This is a genomic window from Paenibacillus sp. Root444D2 (genome assembly GCF_001426375.1).
GTDB lineage: Bacteria > Bacillota > Bacilli > Paenibacillales > NBRC-103111 > Paenibacillus_E.
This window is the reverse complement of record NZ_LMEO01000008.1, coordinates 123,056-141,794: the sequence shown is the minus strand read 5'-3', so window position 1 is coordinate 141,794 and position 18,739 is coordinate 123,056. Positions and strand designations below refer to the sequence as shown.

General features: G+C 46.7%; 17 protein-coding genes, 8 tRNA genes, 1 rRNA gene and 1 pseudogene. 24 read left to right on the top strand and 3 right to left on the bottom strand.

Annotation, left to right across the window (positions count from 1 at the left end):
• From ASD40_RS07230 to ASD40_RS07190, 9 genes are all read left to right on the top strand, one after another.
• Nucleotides 1–95 (top strand): 23S ribosomal RNA (locus tag ASD40_RS07230); the annotation flags it as partial.
• A 119-nt stretch (nt 96–214) separates the two neighbouring features.
• Nucleotides 215–306: transfer RNA gene (locus ASD40_RS07225), tRNA-Ser, on the top strand.
• 27 nt (nt 307–333) lie between these two features.
• Nucleotides 334–410, top strand: a tRNA-Met gene (locus ASD40_RS07220).
• A gap of 17 nt (nt 411–427) precedes the next feature.
• A tRNA-Val gene (locus ASD40_RS07215) sits at nt 428–503 on the top strand.
• A gap of 13 nt (nt 504–516) precedes the next feature.
• A tRNA-Thr gene (locus ASD40_RS07210) sits at nt 517–592 on the top strand.
• A 14-nt stretch (nt 593–606) separates the two neighbouring features.
• Nucleotides 607–683: transfer RNA gene (locus ASD40_RS07205), tRNA-Asp, on the top strand.
• Nucleotides 684–728: 45 nt separating this feature from the next.
• Nucleotides 729–801 (top strand) — tRNA-Phe (locus ASD40_RS07200).
• 46 nt (nt 802–847) lie between these two features.
• Nucleotides 848–929, top strand: a tRNA-Tyr gene (locus tag ASD40_RS07195).
• 9 nt (nt 930–938) lie between these two features.
• Nucleotides 939–1,011, top strand: a tRNA-Lys gene (locus ASD40_RS07190).
• A 118-nt stretch (nt 1,012–1,129) separates the two neighbouring features.
• On the opposite strand, the gene ASD40_RS07185 is transcribed toward ASD40_RS07190, so the two are convergent.
• The 3 genes and pseudogenes from ASD40_RS07185 to ASD40_RS07175 form a co-directional block, all read right to left on the bottom strand.
• The gene (locus ASD40_RS07185; RefSeq protein WP_057302636.1) at nt 1,130–1,432 is read right to left on the bottom strand and encodes an MTH1187 family thiamine-binding protein; all 303 of its coding nucleotides are present in this window, start codon (nt 1,430–1,432) and stop codon (nt 1,130–1,132) included.
• A 95-nt stretch (nt 1,433–1,527) separates the two neighbouring features.
• Nucleotides 1,528–3,091 (bottom strand): annotated as a pseudogene (locus tag ASD40_RS07180) (GMC family oxidoreductase).
• On the bottom strand, nt 3,088–3,684 hold the full coding sequence (locus ASD40_RS07175) for a gluconate 2-dehydrogenase subunit 3 family protein (RefSeq protein WP_200957372.1): 597 nt from the start codon (nt 3,682–3,684) through the stop codon (nt 3,088–3,090). Before ASD40_RS07175 ends, ASD40_RS07180 begins: the two are co-directional and overlap by 4 nt.
• A gap of 586 nt (nt 3,685–4,270) precedes the next feature.
• On the opposite strand from ASD40_RS07175, the gene ASD40_RS07170 reads away from it, so the two are divergent.
• The 15 genes from ASD40_RS07170 (at nt 4,271) to ASD40_RS07100 (ending at nt 18,623) form a co-directional block, all read left to right on the top strand.
• Complete coding sequence (locus ASD40_RS07170; protein WP_057302635.1) at nt 4,271–5,386, top strand: PucR family transcriptional regulator; 1,116 nt, start codon at nt 4,271–4,273, stop codon at nt 5,384–5,386.
• A gap of 111 nt (nt 5,387–5,497) precedes the next feature.
• The gene (locus ASD40_RS07165; protein WP_029199455.1) at nt 5,498–6,628 is read left to right on the top strand and encodes an ABC transporter ATP-binding protein; all 1,131 of its coding nucleotides are present in this window, start codon (nt 5,498–5,500) and stop codon (nt 6,626–6,628) included.
• A gap of 175 nt (nt 6,629–6,803) precedes the next feature.
• On the top strand, nt 6,804–7,745 hold the full coding sequence (gene hprK, locus ASD40_RS07160) for an HPr(Ser) kinase/phosphatase (protein ID WP_057302634.1): 942 nt from the start codon (nt 6,804–6,806) through the stop codon (nt 7,743–7,745).
• A gap of 42 nt (nt 7,746–7,787) precedes the next feature.
• Nucleotides 7,788–8,762: a prolipoprotein diacylglyceryl transferase gene (gene lgt, locus ASD40_RS07155; protein ID WP_082562111.1), complete on the top strand. Its 975-nt coding sequence runs from the start codon at nt 7,788–7,790 to the stop codon at nt 8,760–8,762.
• Nucleotides 8,740–9,399 (top strand): pyrophosphatase PpaX, encoded by a 660-nt coding sequence (ppaX, locus tag ASD40_RS07150; protein ID WP_057302633.1) that lies wholly within the window; start codon nt 8,740–8,742, stop codon nt 9,397–9,399. Before lgt ends, ppaX begins: the two co-directional genes overlap by 23 nt.
• On the top strand, nt 9,396–9,890 hold the full coding sequence (locus tag ASD40_RS07145) for an acyltransferase (protein WP_057302632.1): 495 nt from the start codon (nt 9,396–9,398) through the stop codon (nt 9,888–9,890). Before ppaX ends, ASD40_RS07145 begins: the two co-directional genes overlap by 4 nt.
• Before the next feature lie 206 nt (nt 9,891–10,096).
• On the top strand, nt 10,097–11,317 hold the full coding sequence (locus tag ASD40_RS07140; protein WP_057302631.1) for an ATP phosphoribosyltransferase regulatory subunit: 1,221 nt from the start codon (nt 10,097–10,099) through the stop codon (nt 11,315–11,317).
• A gap of 230 nt (nt 11,318–11,547) precedes the next feature.
• Nucleotides 11,548–12,183: an ATP phosphoribosyltransferase gene (gene hisG, locus ASD40_RS07135; RefSeq protein WP_057302649.1), complete on the top strand. Its 636-nt coding sequence runs from the start codon at nt 11,548–11,550 to the stop codon at nt 12,181–12,183.
• A 373-nt stretch (nt 12,184–12,556) separates the two neighbouring features.
• Complete coding sequence (gene hisD / locus ASD40_RS07130) at nt 12,557–13,843, top strand: histidinol dehydrogenase (protein WP_057302630.1); 1,287 nt, start codon at nt 12,557–12,559, stop codon at nt 13,841–13,843.
• Nucleotides 13,843–14,451 carry an imidazoleglycerol-phosphate dehydratase HisB gene (gene hisB / locus ASD40_RS07125; protein ID WP_057302629.1) on the top strand — a complete coding sequence of 203 codons (609 nt, stop codon included), beginning with the start codon at nt 13,843–13,845 and terminating at the stop codon, nt 14,449–14,451. The genes hisD and hisB overlap by 1 nt, the downstream gene beginning before the upstream one ends.
• Before the next feature lie 2 nt (nt 14,452–14,453).
• Nucleotides 14,454–15,065 (top strand): imidazole glycerol phosphate synthase subunit HisH, encoded by a 612-nt coding sequence (gene hisH / locus ASD40_RS07120; RefSeq protein WP_057302628.1) that lies wholly within the window; start codon nt 14,454–14,456, stop codon nt 15,063–15,065.
• A gap of 280 nt (nt 15,066–15,345) precedes the next feature.
• Nucleotides 15,346–16,104, top strand: coding sequence for an imidazole glycerol phosphate synthase subunit HisF (gene hisF, locus ASD40_RS07115; RefSeq protein ID WP_057302627.1), 759 nt, complete (start codon nt 15,346–15,348; stop codon nt 16,102–16,104).
• A complete protein-coding gene (gene hisIE / locus ASD40_RS07110) occupies nt 16,101–16,763 on the top strand; it encodes a bifunctional phosphoribosyl-AMP cyclohydrolase/phosphoribosyl-ATP diphosphatase HisIE (protein ID WP_057302626.1) in 663 nt (220 codons plus the stop codon). The genes hisF and hisIE overlap by 4 nt, the downstream gene beginning before the upstream one ends.
• A gap of 27 nt (nt 16,764–16,790) precedes the next feature.
• Nucleotides 16,791–17,597, top strand: a complete 807-nt coding sequence (gene hisJ, locus ASD40_RS07105; protein ID WP_057302625.1) for a histidinol-phosphatase HisJ — start codon at nt 16,791–16,793, stop codon at nt 17,595–17,597.
• Between the two features lie 75 nt (nt 17,598–17,672).
• Nucleotides 17,673–18,623, top strand: coding sequence for a ribose-phosphate diphosphokinase (locus tag ASD40_RS07100; protein WP_057302624.1), 951 nt, complete (start codon nt 17,673–17,675; stop codon nt 18,621–18,623).
• Nucleotides 18,624–18,739 lie beyond the last annotated feature (116 nt).

Sequence of the window (18,739 nt, the reverse complement as noted above, 5' to 3'; positions counted from 1 at the left end):
AAGACCCCTTGTAGACGACGAGGTTGATAGGTTCGAGGTGGAAGTGCAGCAATGCATGCAGCTGACGAATACTAATCGGTCGAGGGCTTAACCTAATACAGGGATCTTTAATCGTAGATTAAAGTCTCTCTGCTTGAAACCTAAATGTTCAACTTTACGCAAGTTTCGTATCTAGTTTTCAGGGAATAATATTTCCTGAGTGTATATATATCTTGGAGAGATACCCAAGTGGCTATAAGGGGACCCTCTGCTAAGGGGTTAGACTGCGTAAGTGGTGCGAGGGTTCGAATCCCTCTCTCTCCGCCAGTTTCCAAATATATATACCTTTTATGTGGCGGCGTAGCTCAGCTGGCTAGAGCGTACGGTTCATACCCGTAAGGTCGGGGGTTCGAGCCCCTCTGCCGCTACCATAAAACCAAAACCAGTCGGAGGCTTAGCTCAGCTGGGAGAGCATCTGCCTTACAAGCAGAGGGTCGGCGGTTCGATCCCGTCAGCCTCCACCATTTTTATCTTTATGCCGTTGTAGCTCAACTGGTAGAGCAACTGACTTGTAATCAGTAGGTTGGGGGTTCAAGTCCTCTCGACGGCACCACTAATTTTTAGCATGGAGCTGTGGTGTAGTGGCCTAACATGCCTGCCTGTCACGCAGGAGACCGCGGGTTCGAATCCCGTCAGCTCCGCCATTTATTTTTTTAGTAAATTAGGACAAGCTAAAGACAATTACATAAGGCTCGGTAGCTCAGTCGGTAGAGCAGAGGACTGAAAATCCTCGTGTCGGCGGTTCGATTCCGTCCCGAGCCATTGAGATGGTTGTGCTGCAACAATGCAGTATGGTTATCTCTCATCTGGAGGCTTAGTGAAGTGGCTAAACACGGCAGACTGTAAATCTGCTCTCTTCGAGTTCGGTGGTTCGAATCCATCAGCCTCCATTTTACCTTGAGTCATTAGCTCAGTTGGTAGAGCACCTGACTTTTAATCAGGGTGTCGTAGGTTCGAATCCTACATGACTCACTTTTATAAGTAAACGTTGAAGGCCGTGAGGTCTTTTTTTGTTTTATATAATCACAAAAGGCAGAGTTTGCCCCTTTCTTACATAAAGAAAAAGCATCCATAAGCAGGATGCTTTTTTCTATTTCAACTTGTCTGCAACGGACTTCATTTTTTGCTTCATAGAGGCCGGCTTATCACGGCGATCGTCGATTTTGATGGATGTGGAGACTCGCTCTGCTCCATTCGTAAAAGGGACTTCGTGGACGGCACGAATGACTTCCAGCAGTCGATCTATGGGACCCTCAAGGATGGTACCCATAGGTGTCATTTCAAAAACGATATCGGAATGTTTTTCTAGTTCTTTGTGCAGATCTGCTACATAACCGCTAAGGCTGGTGGTGGCAGTTCCTATAGGGATAATGGTGAATTCAGCGATGGCCATGGAGGTCACTTTCTCCTTTCATTTTGTAATGCTCTCTTACATTGTAGATGAGTGACAACAGGCAATGCAATTCACCGAGAAGCTAACTCCGTAAATTAAGAAATGGCGAGGTCAAAAATATAATCAGCTGTTCTTGCTGCAAGCGCCATGACGGTGTTAGTGGGATTCCCTCCACTGGAGGTTACGAAGAGACTTGCATCGCAAATGAACAAGTTGGGAATGTCGTGGCTTTGACCGTAAGAATTGACGACGGAGGTAGCTGGGTCATTCCCCATGCGGCAGCCGCCCATGAGATGCTGTGTGTCAGATACCACGTGGGCAACCTCACCACCGGCTGCTTTGAGGATGAGTTTCATATTCTCAACGGCATGATCGATTAATTTGCGATCGTTATCTCCATAATTGAAGGTTACGGAGGCACGAGGCATTCCATTTTCATCTTTTTCAGCGGATAAGGAGATATGGTTATCCCATTGTGGAAGCACTTCACCAACCATGGTTAAGCGCCCATAGTAATTGTAATCAAGCATGATTTGCCTAAGCTGCGTCCCCCAGATGGGCTCATGAGACGCTTTGCTAATCCCCTGAGCCATATCTATCGGTCTCGAGCCGTGAGAGTGAATCGTATAGCCACGAGCGAAGCCTCTGCGCGGATCGGTTTCATAGAAATCTTGTGTAGAGGCTAACACAGGTGTGCCTTTGTACAAACGAACCTCTTGCTCAAATTTGGCGTAGACATCATTACTGCTATGAGTCATAATCGCACGGCCTACCCAGCCGCTGGAATTCGCTAGACCGTCAGGAAATTGAGAAGTAGCAGAGTGAAGCAGCAGACGAGGGGTCTCGACGACATGAGCGCATATAATGGCTGTTTTGGCACGTTGGCGGTAGGTCTTTCCTTGGTTAACAAAGAGAACCCCGTCCACATGCCCCTCTTTATCGACTTCGATTTGCGTAACCATACAATTAGGAAGAATTTCAGCCCCAAGCTTGAACAGCTTAGGAATATGAACGATCAAGGTACTAAACTTGGCGTTCGGCATACAGCCTTGGATACAGAAGCCGCGATTGGAACATGGAGGACGACCTTCAAAAGGAGCAGATAGAATAGCAATCGGTGTAACCGCGGATTGAATGCCAAGTGCTTCGCAGCCTTTCTGAAATAAATAAGCATTAGGACTTAGGGAGTCACGTTCTGGGTAAGGGTAATGTCCATTGAAATTTCCCCAAGGGAAATGCTTTGGTCCGGAAACCGCAATTTCTTTTTCGATTCTACTGCAGTAAGGTTCAAGATCTTTGTAGTGAATGGGCCAATTTTCACCAGCGCCAATCAATGGACTTTGTTTTGAAATCTGATTCATGGAAGCGCAAAAAAACACCGGTAAAGTTCTGCGTCCCGCCGCCTATCCCCCTACCCGAATTGTGGATCCCCATACCAAATGGTTCCGTCCCATCGACGATACGAGTATCCTCCCATGCTAAACTCCGCATGCTCAGCTCGTCACTAGCGAAATCCTTCTGAGGATCCCGCCAAGGGCCCGCATCGAGCATAACAACACTCAAGCCGGCTTCACTTAACTCTTTGGCTAATACACCGCCTGCTGCCCCTGCACCTACAATTACGATATCGACAGCATCATGTTCATGTCTCCACTTCATGGCTTTCTCACTGCTTCCCAAGGATCAAGTTGGCCTGGATCCACTCTTACATATCCGCGAGGATAGGCAGGACCGCCAAAACCGATCTCCGACCAAACCAATGGATGTGAGTAATAGGCTTCTACACTTAACTGAAGGAGTTTATGAAACAGTGCTTTTTGTGGAATGTCATCCCAAGCTTCCGTCGGAGGGTAGCTGGCCTCACTGATCTGGAGCATGATGTGTTTTTGAGCAGCTTCGTCTAATTGGAAGAAAGGTCGGCTATCGGCTATCCATCCAGCTTCGTCAATTGCTTTAAGCCCCTGACGCAGGAGGTTTTGAATGGGGGGGACATTGACCTTGCGCTGTCCTTCCCCTTTATTTTCTGCCAACGTTTGATCGATATGAGTAAGGATCGTTTGAATAATATCTCCTCGATGATCATCCATGAGCAGAGCGCACCAAGCCCGTAATGTTTCCGTTTCTACTGGAGTTAGAAATTGATAAGAATGTTCACGAACCAGTCGGGAGGACACGATGGTTTGTGTATGGGAATCCCATTCCTTTTGCTCATCCATGACGTTGTAGGTCGGATAATAAGTATGATTCTTCAAGGTAAATCAACCTCCATAAATAGCAGTATGACCCAAAATGCTAATGACAGAAAATAGTAAAGGCATCATCACCGGCGGACCCGTAAGAAATTTAGTAATACAAAGCCACCTACGCCTTTCTGAACACCTTTGATGTGAAAAATAAAGCCGATTATTCCTTAAATGACGCCAAGCCAGAAGCAGATATGGTCACTATATACCAGCCTTTACTATTCAGCAGTGTACTGATGATAGAGACTAAACTAATCACAAGAGCCACACAAAAATTTGTTATTAAAGTTTTGTCGATAATGCGATAAGGTCACCTACACTCACTCCAAACCATTTGTCTGAACCTCCTATAGGACGAATTCACCCCAGTACAATTATTTCCAAATTACCAAAGATTATGAGTTGGTTTTATTTAGCCATATTTACCAAGCTTCCATTGTAACGGCTAGTTGAGTACTTAACTAAGTCACCTAACTAAACAGATCCATTTTGTAGTAGTTGCAGGAGGGTTCTTTCACATTCACATGAGGGGGGGCACATATGTTACAATAAGGAGATAGATATAGAAGATATATGGGAGTAAGGAGAGAGGCAGATGGATTGGGAGCGTGTCAAAGAGCGTTTGGAAGCGGTTTTACAGTCGCCTATGCAGATTAGCTTGATATCCGAGGCGGATTGGGAGCATTTGGCGGAAGAGCAGGCAGAGAATCTTGAGAGCTTTAGTCGAAGTGTTGTGCGTGGTCAGGATGTGCTTTTTTATTTATCCAAAGAACACAAAGATATTCGCATTCTGCAGGTTTCCAAAGACAAATTAACATCTTCAGAGCGCAAGCTCGTGGAACTAACTGTAGAGTCTAAGATGACATTAGAAAAGAAGCAGTGGGGAGTCTTTCTATCTGAAGATGAAAGAAAGGCGCACCAATTAAAAGATTGGCTGCTGCTGCAGATGGAACGCGGTTCAACCCATGCCGAGCTCCCGGATGCGCTTGCTTCACAATCCTCCCTCTATTCAACGAAAATTCCGCTGTTGTTATATGGGGATTATTCTCAAAATCAGCGCGTTTCCTATACGGAACTGAAGAAACTGTTGGAGTCTTTTTTTGAATCGGAGATTATCTTGATTCCTTTACTAGAAAAAGAGTGGCTGATCCTAGCGCCCGAAGGTCTACTAACTAGTGGCAGCGAAGAGCGAGAAGGGGATGAGGAAGAAAGCGTAGAGCAGATACTCGACGCTCTCGGGTCTGGGCTGTATGAAATGCTTGCTAATGAATGGGTTGGCGAATGCCACCTAGCTATTGATTACCCGGTAAAGCCTTCGAAATCGCTGTTTGCCACGATTCTCAAGCTGAGGGAAACCATCATGTTAGGGCGTTCCTTTCATGTAGGCAGCTTTATTCATCTTCGTTGGGAGCTTCGTTTGGAGAAGCTGCTGCACTTGATTGATGAAGAGGAAAAGGCTGAATTCTTAGAGCAGGTGCTTCGCGGCATAGACCATGTGTTGGATGCAGAGACGGTCATCACATTGGAACATTTCTTCACACTGGATTGCAACGTTAGTGAAACAGCGAAGAAGTTATATATACACCGCAATACCTTGCTCTATCGTTTGGACAAGTTTAAAAATGAGACCGGACTCGATGTGAGAACGTTCAATCATGCGGTTTTAGTGAGACTTGCATTACTATTGTACAAAGTAACGAAAAGAAAGTGATTTTTTTGTAGGGATTGTGCATAGTCAGTCCGGACTTCGTAAGGTAAGATGAGTATATTGAAAAGTTGATCAGCAAGCATATGATCGATAAATCGTAGGGGGAATGAAACCATGGCAGGCGTACGTTTAAACCATATCGTGAAAAGATATTCTGGTGCAGAAGAATCCACAGTTAAAGATTTCCATCTTGAAGTTGAAGATAAAGAGTTCGTTGTATTGGTTGGAGCATCCGGTTGCGGAAAATCCACAACTCTTCGTATGATCGCAGGATTAGAGGAAATTACTGAAGGTGAACTTTACATCGGCGACCGCCTTGTAAATGACGTAGCTCCAAAAGATCGCGATATCGCGATGGTTTTCCAATCTTACGCTCTTTACCCACATATGACTGTATATCAAAACATGGCATTCGGCTTGAAACTTCGTAAATTCAAAAAAGCAGATATCGATGCTCGCGTTCGTGAAGCAGCGAAAATCTTGGACATTGTTCATTTGCTTGATCGCAAACCAAAAGCTCTTTCCGGTGGTCAACGTCAACGTGTTGCCTTGGGTCGTGCGATTGTTCGTGAGCCACAAGTATTCTTAATGGATGAGCCGCTTTCCAACTTGGATGCGAAACTTCGTGTACAAATGCGTGCGGAAATCACAAAATTAACAAAACGTCTTGGTGTTACAACGATCTACGTAACGCATGACCAAATCGAAGCAATGACAATGGGCGATCGCATCGTTGTTATGGATAAAGGTATCATTCAACAAGCAGCTACACCTGAAGAAATCTACAACTTCCCAGTGAACATCTTCGTTGCGGGCTTCATTGGATCCCCATCCATGAACTTCATGACAGGTTCATTGACACAAGAAGGCAGTGGTGTTTTCTTCAAAGCAGGTACTGTGAACGTTGAAGTTCCAGCTGGTAAAGCACAAGTATTGAAAGATAAAGGTTTCGTTGGTAAAGAAGTTATTCTGGGTGTTCGTCCAGAAGATATCCACGAAGAGCCAGTATTCTTGGAAGCATCCCCAAACACAGTATTTAACGTTAACGTTGAATTGACTGAGAACTTGGGTCACGAAATGTACTTGTACCTGAATGGTATCGGCGCTAACACTGTAATCGCACGTGTTGACGGTCGTTCAGGAATCAAAGAAGGCACAAATGTTAAATTGGCTCTAGACATGAACAAAGTTCATTTCTTCGATAAAGATACAACATTGTCCATCTTGGTTAACCCTAATCTATAAGTTTTAACAGTAAGGCCAGCCGTTAGCGGCTGGCCTTTTTTGTATGTTCATACAGTTTCATGAACACTTTAGTTGATTTCAACTAACTATTCCATTACGATGAAACTATTGGAAAGAATGAATAACAGCAGATGAAGCACGTTTTGCACAGGCAAAACTCGGAGGAGACAGGACGATGGCCAAAAAAGTGAAGGTTTCCGAATTGGTAGAACAACTCCATATGGAGGTTCTTGCAGGTGAGTCTGGACTGAAACGTCCCATAACAACCGGTGATCTATACCGTCCAGGTCTCGAGATGGCCGGATATTTTAATTACCATCCAAGAGAACGTATCCAAATGTTAGGGAAGACGGAAGTCACCTTCATGGAAATGTTAACGACGGGTGTAAGGCGAAATCGGGTAGAGCAGCTATGTTCGCCGGAGGAAACACCTTGTATCATCGTGACAAGAGGATTAGATGTTCCTGTTGAATTACTGGAAGAAGCGACTAAGCGTGATCTCCCCGTACTTCGAAGCCAAATGTCTACAACGATTTTTGCAAGTCGTTTAACAGGGTTTCTAGAGAATAAATTAGCTCCAAGCACGACAATCCATGGTGTACTTGTCGATGTATACGGAATTGGTATGCTCATTACAGGGAGCAGCGGCATCGGGAAAAGTGAAACAGCACTTGAGCTTGTAAAAAGAGGTCACCGGCTTATTGCGGATGACGCCGTAGAAATTCGTCAAAATGGCGATAAGGTGCTCACAGGAAATGCTCCTGAGCTTATTCGTCATTTGCTTGAAATCCGCGGTGTAGGTATCATTAATGTAATGACTTTATTCGGAGCTGGTGCGATTCGTAATGTGAAGAAAATTTCGGTTGTTGTTAAATTGGAAAATTGGCAGCAGGACAAGCAATATGACCGATTGGGTCTTGATGAAGAATTGACACGCATCATTGATACGGATCTTCCACTCGTCACTATTCCTGTTCGACCAGGACGAAACTTAGCGGTTATCGTGGAAGTGGCCGCGATGAACTATCGTTTAAAACGAATGGGATACAACGCGGCACTTCAGTTTACGAATAAACTGACGGAGTCGTTGAACGAGGATTTTGAGGATTTCGATTGATTAAGAAGCAATTTATATAAAGATTAATGAAGGAGTGAAAATATGCTCGAAAGTGTTGCGTTTTCCTTAGGACCTATTCATGTCCGGTGGTATGGCATTATTTTAGGTACAGCCGCGTTAATTGGTTTGTTACTGGCAATTCGAGAAGGGAAACGGTTCCGAATCGTTCCTGACTTTTTCATGGATTTATTGTTAATTGGGGTACCTTCAGCGATTATTGGCGCTAGAATTTACTATGTAGCCTTCCAATGGTCCGATTATAAGGATAATTTAGCAGAAATTTTTATGATATGGCACGGCGGTATTGCCATTTATGGAGCGCTAATTGGTGCGATAATCGGTACTTTTTTCTATGTAAGAGCCAAAGGGTACTCATTCTTAAGAATCGCGGACATTTGTGCACCAGGTTTAATTGTGGGACAAGCGATAGGACGTTGGGGCAACTTTATGAATCAGGAAGCCCACGGAGGCCCTGTTACGGAGTCATTCTTACGCAACACCTTGCACCTACCTAATTTTATCGTAAATCAAATGAACATTGAGGGTACTTTTTATCATCCGGCTTTCCTGTATGAATCCGTCTGGAATATCTTAGGGCTGCTGGTTCTACTCTGGCTTCGTCGTAGGCCGTTCCTTCGGGCAGGGGAACTATTTTTCAGTTATTTTATCTGGTATTCCATTGGTCGTTTCTTTATCGAAGGTGTGCGTACAGATAGTCTTGATTTCACAGGGCCCACGTGGCTTGCGTCACTCTTGAATACACTGTGGTCACCAATGACGGTTGTATTTGAACCGGGCGTGCTTACCTATGGCGGCAATGTGAGATTCTCGCAGTTGTTAGCGCTTCTGATTGTGATAGGGATGGTTATCGTTATTATCGTGAGAAGGCAAAAAGGTTACGCGAATGTGCGTTATGCTGATCCGATTGTTTCCACGAAAGCTGAAGAGAAAAACAAAGTAATGAAAGATCAAGAGATAGATAAAGGAGCAGACTATGATTCAAACCGTACTGTTTGATCTGGATGGAACGATTGTTGATACTAACGAGCTTATCGTGCAATCTTTTTTGCATAGTTTGGAAGGTGAGACGGCAGAGCCTGTCAGTCGGGAACTCATCATTCCGAATATGGGGCGTCCGCTTGTGGAACAAATGGAATTCTTTACAGGCAGGAAAGAAGTTGAAGAAATCATTAAGAAGTATCGGACCTTCAATTTATCCAAGCATGATGAGCTGGTCAAAGAATTCCCGAATGTGCACACGGCGATGGCGAAGCTGCACGCAAACGGGATTAAAATCGGGATCGTAACGAGCAAGATTCGACAAACAACTCTGATGGGTTTAAAACTGTATGGGCTGGATACTTTCGTTAGTACCATTGTGACCGTTGAAGATGTAAAGGAACCGAAACCGCATCCGGAAGGTATAATTGCAGCGCTTAAGGTGTTAGGAAGTACTGCGGATCAAGCGGTTATGGTTGGAGATAGCCATTACGACATTGAGGCAGCCAAAAATGCGGGAGTCATATCTGTTGGCGTATCCTGGTCATGGAAAGGGCGCTCCTACTTAGAGCAGTATAACCCGGATCATTTGATCGACGATATGCTTGACCTGCTTCCTATTGTGGGGCTGACGTCGGATGTGGATGCTGTTTGAGGAAAACGGATAAGTATCCGGTAGATGGACCTAATGCTTTATGGCAAATCTATCATACCGTTAGCAAATGGAAGGCGATGCGGAATTTCGTTTTCATACAGATAACGCGGTACTCGCCTTCGCTGCGTATGAAAAATTGGATCTACCGGCACGTATTGGGGATGAAGGTTGGTGAACATACCGCTTTTGCTTTGATGGTGATGGTGGATGTCTTTTTTCCAGAGAAGATTCATATTGGGAGCAATACGATTATTGGGTATAACACAACGATATTGGCCCATGAATATTTAACCAATGAGTATAGACTCGGGGCCGTAAATATAGGTTCGCATGTGATGGTCGGTGCCAATACGACGATCCTACCGGGTGTGACGATTGGAGACTATGCCATTATTGGAGCGGGTTCGGTTGTGCACAAGGATGTGGCACCGTATAGCTTTGTAGCAGGGAATCCACTTCAGACGATTCGTGAAAGAATGAATGAGAAATGAGAGTTGTATGCTCTAGAGCCGTACAGCTCTTTTTTTGCGTATGAATGAAGAGATATCAAGAGCGGATAATCAGGGGAAAGACGATTGACGGTCCTAAGCTTACGTGATAAAATAGCCGTACATTCTTTATTTTGGTAGTATGGTAGCACGTTACCGTGTTAAAGTGAATAAAAGGAAATTGAATTCCTACATATTGAGGTGAGACGGTGTCAAAGCCAAAAGTATTTGAAAAACCGTTAGGGGTTAAAGATTATTTGCCCGAAGCGGTTACGAAATTGAGAAATATAGAATTCCGTGTATTGGCCTGTATGGAACGCTGGGGATATAACCAGATCATTACGCCTACACTCGAATATTACGATACCGTTGGTGTTGCGAGCTCAACAGAAGATAAAAAGCTGTTCAAGCTGCTCGACCGTAAGGGAAAGACGCTTGTTTTGCGGTCTGAATTGACAGCGCCAATTGCGCGTGTGGCTTCTTCCTTGCTCAAAGAACATGCGTTCCCATTGCGTCTCTCCTACCATTCGAATGTCTTTCGTTCGATTGAAGAGGAAGCTGGCCGGGATTCAGAGTTTTACCAGACGGGCGTCGAGCTTATTGGAGATGGTTCATCTGAAGCGGATGCTGAGGTTGTAGCTTTAGCGATTGCATCGCTGCAAGCGGCTGGCGTAGGCGCATTCAAAATTGCGCTCGGTCACGTAGGTTTCCTGAACGGTTTGTTCCAGGAAACGCTGGAAGGACGCAGTGATGCACAGCTCGCGCTGAAGGAGCATTTGCTCAGTCGCGATTATGTGGGGTACCGCGAAGCTATTAAGTCGTTGGCTCTTACACCTGAGGTGGAGCGTGAGCTTATTGGCGTGCTGCGGCTTAGAGGCGGAGATGAAATATGCGAGCAAGCTCGTATGGTATCTCAGCACCCTATCGCGCAGGATGCGATTCGTCATTTATGCGAAGTATGGGATGTACTGAAAGCCTATGGGGTTAGTGAGCATGTAGTCATTGACTTAACGATGATTGGAGATTTCTCCTACTATACTGGCATGACCTTTGAAGGCTATGCTTCCGATTTAGGCTTCCCGGTTTGCAGCGGCGGCAGATATGACAATCTGCTAAGTCAATTTGGACGTCCGGCTCCGGCGACGGGGTTTGCGCTTAAGACGAACAGAATCCTTGAGGTTACAGGCAAAGAAAGCGTGGAGCAGCCAGGCCGTGTGCTGATTGCCTACGATGCTGAGCATCGTGAAGAAGCGCTGCAGCTGGCGAAGGCTATGCGCAGCAGTGATGATGAGGTTATCATTATCACACAGTTGGTGAGCGAGTATGAAGCTTGGTCGAACGAGTTGTTGAACAAGGGAGACGGCCAGTACGAGCTTGGTGGAACGGTTTATAGTGATGTTATTACGATGATTGAAAGAGCGGCGGTTTGATTCGGAGCAAGTGCGAGAGCAAGCACAAGAGCAAGTGCAAGAACAATAGCAAGAACAAGAGCAAGAAACAAGTGCAAGAGCAAGAGCAATAGCAAGAGCAAGAGCAAGAGCAAAAGCAAAAGCAAGTATAAGATCCACAAGTGCAGTAGAAAATGCAGTTGCAAAAGCGAAATCAAATGAATGAGTTCGTCTCGCTCCGTTGGTTGGAAGTTTTGAAGGAGGTTGGTACGGTGGATGATATTCTAAAAGTAGCGATGCCGAAAGGCCGTATATATAAACAAGCAGCGAAGCTTTTTCATAAAGCTGGTTTGCCGATTCCGGAGGACCTGGAAGAAGGACGCCGGTTAATAATTCCGGTTCATGAAGCAAGAATGGAATTCATTTTGGCAAAACCGGTGGATGTTCCTACCTATGTCGAATATGGCGTAGCGGATATCGGGGTTGTCGGTAAGGATGTCCTGATGGAGGAGAACCGCAACGTGTACGAGCTGCTGGATCTGGGCATCGCACGCTGCCGAATGTCGGTTATTGGACTGCCGGATTGGAAGCAAGAGATTAATCCGCGCGTCGCGACGAAGTATCCGAACGTTGCTTCTCAGTATTTTCGCGAGCGAGGGCAGCAGGTTGAAGTTATCAAGCTAAACGGCTCTATCGAGCTTGCGCCGCTGATTGGCCTTGCTGATCGGATCGTGGATATGGTCGAAACGGGAGAGACGCTTCGGGAGAACGGACTTGTGGAGCAAGAGGAGATTTTTCAGATTACGAGCCGCTTAATTGCGAATCGGGTGAGTTACCGCATGAAGAATGATTCTATTCAGCGGTTATGTGATATGCTCCAGGCTGTTTTGCCTGTGATTAAGGCGTAGAGCAAACCATAGAGATTTGACCACTCACATTGAATGTTGAATCTGTTATGCAGCCTAAGTTTACCCACTTTAGAGGAACGACGATCCTCTATTTGAACGAAAACGTTAAGAAACTCAAATTAGCGGAACGAGAGTACTCTATTTGAGCGAAATTAGGGTTCAATGAGGCAGAAACAACGAAATAAGGGATCCTCGTTCCTCGAATTCATGAAATAGGCTGTTTTCCTGCAAATAACGCATCGACGTTCCCACTCATAGAGGAAATGTTATCGTAATGCGCGGGAAATGGAGCAAATAAATAATTTAACAAGATCAATAGATAAAGTAACAAGATCAAGAGATAAAGTAACAAGATCAAGAGAGGATGATGAAGATGCGGATACTTCCCGCCTCGGAATTTCAATTGAACCGCGAGGTCGAATACGGCTCACCCGAGCAAAATGAGACCGTCCGCCGCATCATCGATGAGGTGCGGCAGGACGGAGATGCCGCGCTCAGGCGCATGGCGCAGCAGTTCGACCGCGTCACCGTCGCAGAGCTTCGCGTCAGCGACGAGGAGATCCAAGCGGCGTACGCGCAGGTCGACGCCGAGTTCCTGGCGGCGCTGCGACAAGCCGCCGCCAACATTCGTGCGTTTCATGAGAAGCAGAAACGCACATCATGGATGGACCTGCAGGCGAACGGCAGCCTGCTGGGCCAAATCATCCGACCGCTGAAGCGGGTCGGATTGTACGTGCCCGGAGGGAAGGCGGCTTACCCTTCCTCCGTGCTCATGAACGCCATCCCCGCGATCGTTGCGGGGGTGCCGGAGATCGCGATGGTGACGCCTCCGGCCACCGCGGGGGAAGAGGGCATCAACCCGCATATCCTCGTGGCAGCAGCCGAAGCGGGTGTGAAAGAGATCTACCGCGTAGGCGGGGCGCAGGCGGTAGCCGCGCTGGCCTACGGCACGGAATCGATCCCGCCGGTCGATAAGATCGTTGGGCCCGGCAACATCTATGTCGCGCTGGCGAAGCGCTTCGTATTCGGCGTCGTCGATATCGACATGATCGCCGGACCAACGGACATCGTCGTGCTTGCTGATGAGTACGCCGATCCTGAATACGTCGCGGCCGATTTGCTGGCGCAGGCAGAGCATGATGAGATGTCACCGTCGATTCTGGTGACACCATCAAGAGAGCTTGCCGAAGCGGTTCGGCAAGAGCTGTGGCGGCAGCTGGATGTGCTGCCGAAGAAAGCGATCGCCTCTGTGTCCACAGCAACCAAAGGAGCTATACTCCTTGTGGATAACTTGGACGAGGGCGTTGACGTTGTCAATCGTTTAGCGCCCGAGCATTGCGAGCTGCTGGTACAGGAGCCTTTTAACCTGCTGCCTCGCATTGAGAATGCTGGAGCTATTTTCCTCGGCGCCTACAGCACGGAACCCGTCGGCGATTATTTCGCTGGGCCCAATCATGTGCTGCCGACGAATGGCACTGCTCGCTTTTCATCGCCACTGAATGTGGACGATTTCCTAAAAAAATCAAGCGTTATTCACTATAGCAAGGAAGCGCTGATCGCAAATGGCGAAATGATTATGACACTGGCCCGTAACGAAGGGTTGGAAGGTCATGCTAGAGCGGTAGAGATCCGACTCAAGAAGGAAGGGAAGTTGAAATAATGGCTGAACAAGATAAAGGGATCACTCGCTCAGCGCGTGTAACCCGCAAAACGAATGAGACTGACATTGCCCTCGCGTTTCAAGTAGATGGAACAGGGGTTTCTGAGATCCAAACCGATGTTCCTTTCTTGAACCATATGCTTGATTTGTTCACGAAACACGGACAGTTCGATCTGAACGTTGATGCTAAAGGCGATATCGAGATCGATGATCATCATACGGTTGAAGATATCGGCATTTGCTTAGGTCAAACCCTTCGTGAAGCACTAGGCGATAAAAAAGGGATTAAACGTTATGCCAGCGTGTTCGTTCCTATGGATGAAGCCCTTGCTCAAGTTGTCATCGACATTAGCAATAGACCGCATTTCGAATATCGTGCGCAGTATCCTTCACAAACTGTGGGCAGTTTTGATACGCAGCTTGTTCAAGAGTTTCTGTGGAAGTTTGCTCTTGAAGCCCGTATCACGCTGCATGTTATCGTGCATTACGGACAAAACACGCATCACATGATTGAAGCTGTATTTAAAGCTTTAGGCCGAGCGCTAGATGAAGCGACATCGATTGATCCTCGTGTGCAGGGGGTTCCTTCGACGAAGGGAGTGCTGTAGGAATGATCGCAATTATTGATTATGGGATGGGCAATTTACACAGCGTAAGCAAGGCTGTCGAGCGTTTAGGTTACGAAGCTGTTGTAACAGGGGATGCTGAGCAGATCCTCGCAGCTGAGGGTGCTATCCTGCCAGGTGTAGGCGCATTCGGGGATGCGATGGAGCAGCTGCGCGAGTCGGGCTTGAATGATGTCGTCATCCGTTATGCGGAATCGGGTAAGCCTCTATTAGGCATTTGCCTTGGTATGCAGTTGTTATTCGCCAGCAGCGAGGAGCATGGGGATCATGAGGGGCTTGCTCTTTTGCCTGGCTCGGTCGTTCGCTTCCGCGGCGACTACAAGGTGCCGCATATGGGTTGGAATCGATTAGTCACCAAGCAAAATGAGAGTCCGATTTTCCAAGGTATCGAAGAAGGGCACGTGTACTTCGTCCACTCCTATCATGCGAAGCCGGAGCGCGAAAGCGACTTGTTGGCGGTAACGGATTACCATCAGCCAGTGACGGCCATTGTAGGCAGAGACAACGTATACGGCATGCAGTTTCACCCCGAAAAAAGCGGAGACATCGGCATGCAGCTGCTTAATAATTTCCTCGCTATGTGTGTTAGCAAATAACAGTCTTTATCGTCTCTTATTTGGTGCGATAGGGCGGGTTAGACACAGATAGAAGCTTCTAGGGACTCTTATTCCGGGCGAAAAGTGTGAATAGGAATGGTTTTGGGGAAATAGAAGTCTGGAAAGACTCTTATTTGGAGTGATTTAGCCAGTTTTGCAAAAATAGAAGCTTTTAGAGACTCTTATTCGGTGCAAAGCTAGGGAGCTATATTGTGTGTTGGGTTAGCATTCCAGTTTGTTTTTCATAATTAGAAGTTTAGCTTAGGAAGGAAGTGCCATCATGTTAGCCAAAAGAATTATACCTTGCCTAGACGTCAAGGATGGCAGGGTGGTCAAGGGCGTTAATTTCGTTAATCTGCGCGATGCAGGCGATCCGGTGGAGCTGGCAGCGATTTATGATAAAGAGGGCGCGGATGAACTGGTGTTCCTCGATATTTCGGCTTCGGTGGAAGGACGGGCGACAATGGTAGAGGTTGTCCGTCAAACGGCAGGAGAGATTACGATCCCTTTCACCGTTGGCGGCGGCATCTCCAGTGTGGACGACATGAAACGCCTGCTTCGCGCCGGAGCGGATAAAATCGGAATCAACACAGCGGCGGTTCGTAATCCTCAGCTGGTTTCGGATGGAGCGCGGAAGTTCGGTTCCCAATGTATTGTCGTTGCCATTGATGCGAAATTTAATGCAGAGTGGGGCGAGTGGGAAGTGTTCACGCATGGCGGACGCAACGCCACTGGCATTAAGACGTTGGAGTGGGCGAAACGTATGGAAGAGCTTGGCGCTGGAGAAATCCTGCTTACTAGCATGGATGCGGATGGGACGAAGGACGGCTTTGATTTGAAGCTAACGCGTGCCGTGTCCGAGCTGCTCACGATTCCTGTGATTGCTTCCGGTGGAGCGGGCAAAGCGGAACATTTCTACGATGTATTTACCGAAGGCAAAGCCGATGCAGGGCTGGCGGCAACTATTTTTCACTATAAAGAGTTAACGATTCAAGGGGTCAAAGACGACCTTAAAGGTAAAGGGGTTGAAATCCGATGACATTTTCAATAAATCAGATTACTTATGATGCACAGGGTCTTGTACCTGCCATCGTACAGGACGCAGTCAGCAAAGAAGTGCTCATGCTTGCTTACATGAATAGCGAGTCATTGCAGCGTACGATACAAACGGGTGATACTTGGTTCTGGAGTCGTTCCCGCGGGGAGCTGTGGAACAAAGGGGCAACTTCCGGTCATACACAAAAAGTAAAATCACTGCGTTACGACTGCGATGCAGACACACTTCTGGTTCTCGTGGAACAAGTGGGACCTGCTTGCCACAATGGTACTTATACGTGCTTCACAGCTAATATCCCCCTAGAAACAGAAGGTTCTGCACAAGAAGATGCACCTACTGCCTCTGCTGGTGATCGTTTCGCGATCCTTGGCGAGTTGGAGGCTGTTATTGCTTCGCGTGACGCTGAGCGCCCTGAGGGTGCTTATACAACGTATCTTTTCGAAAAAGGTGTCGATAAGATTCTCAAAAAAGTCGGCGAAGAAACGGCCGAAGTGATTATCGCAGCCAAAAACAAAGATAACGATGAGCTTCGCTATGAAGCGAGTGATCTTATTTTCCACTTAATGGTCCTTTTACGTAATAATAAATTACCTTTGGATGATATAATGAAAGAGCTGGCCAATCGGCACGTCAAAAAATAAATAAAAACGACCTGGAGTGAATTCACGATGTTGATTGATTATCATACACATCATGTGCGCTGCGGTCACGCCTCCGGGGAACTGGAGGAATACGTCAAACGCGGCATCGAGATCGGGCTCACACAGTTGGGGCTTTCGGATCATATGCCGCTTTTGCATGTGGACCCTGCGACTTATTGGCCGGAAATGGCCATGCCGATGGAAGAGCTGCCTCGATATGTAGAGGAGTGTCTGCATCTTAAAGAGAAGTACAAAGATCAGATTGATATCCGTGTCGGGCTAGAAGGCGATTATATCGAAGGCTATGAGACGCAGATTGCCGCAATTATCCAAGCGTACCCATGGGACTATGTTATCGGTTCTGTCCATTTCCTTGGCGAGTGGGATATTTCTGATTTTAGGCAGCTAGCGGGTTGGGAAGGCAAGGATATTTACGCCGTTTATACCCAATACTACGAGGCAGTGAAGAAAGCAGTCCGAACCGGACTGTATGACTATATCGGTCATATCGATATGATTAAACGCTTTGGTTACGTCCCGGATCGTGATACATGGGAACTTGAGAAGGCGGCACTGGACACTGTAAAAGAATGTGGGCTTGCGATCGAGCTGAATGCTTCTGGCTTGCGCCATCCGTGTAAAGAGATGTTCCCGAGCCGCCGAATGCTGGAATATTGTCATAAGGTGGGAATTCCACTGACGATAGGATCGGACGCGCACCAGCCGGATCGGTTGTCCCAATATTTGGACGAAGCTAGGGAACTCTTGAAATCCGTTGGATTTAACGAAATAGCCACATTTTCTGCCCGAAAACGACATCTTGTGACTTTTTAATTTCGACATGTTTCATGTATAATGAGTAGGAACTGTATAATCTATTTAATGAACCTTCGGAGGTAACCATTAACCATGCATAGCGACAATGTTAAAATCTTTTCCGGATCTTCGAATCCGAAGCTTGCGGAACGTATTTGTAAAGAGCTCGGCCAGCCGCTTGGACAAATTAAGCTTTCCCGTTTTAAAAGCGGAGAAATTTACTGTCTTTACGAAGAAACGATTCGTAACTGTGACGTATTCCTGGTACAAACTTTTTCCCATCCGATTAATGAGCACATGATGGAACTTTTGGTCATGATGGATGCGGCGAAAAGAGCTTCTGCAAGAACGATCAACCTTGTCATCCCTTACTATGGTTACTCTCGTCAAGAACGTAAAGCTGCTCCCCGTGAGCCGATTTCTGCTAAATTAGTAGCTGACTTGTTCAGTGCAGCAGGTGCAACTCGTGTTGTAACGATTGACCTTCATGCGCCTGCGATTCAAGGCTTCTTCAATATTCCGGTGGATCATCTGACCGCTCTTGATCTTATCAGTGATTGCATCAAGAAGAAAAACTTACCTAACCCGATCATCGTATCTCCGGATGCGGGACGTGCGACAACCGCTGAAAAAATGGCGAACATTCTCGATGCGCCTTTCGCGATGATGATTAAGAAACGCCCAGAACACAATGAGTCTGTGATTACTCACGTCATTGGTGATGTTGTAGGACGTACACCGATCATTATCGAGGATCTTATCGATACCGGTACGACGATTGTCAACGTTGTTGAGAGTCTGAAGGAAAGAGGAGCGCATGATGTATATATCTGTGCGACACATCCTGTGTTCTCCGGACCTGCCCTGCAGCGTTTAGATCATCCTAGCATTAAGGAAGTTATCATCACGGACTCCATTGCGATTCCGGAAGGACATTCCGATAAATTCAATGTGCTTTCAGTAGCTCCGCTGTTGTCTGATGCGATTCGCATTATCAACGAAGGTGGATCCCTATCCTCCCTCTTCAAATACGGCGGCGTATAAGGAAGCTTTAAAAGGCGACTTTGAAAACGAGGATTAAGCAGGGAAGTGGATTCGGCGTCGAATCTTGAACGAAATCCGGGAACTGTGGTACTCACGTAGGCTTACCTACGCTCCGT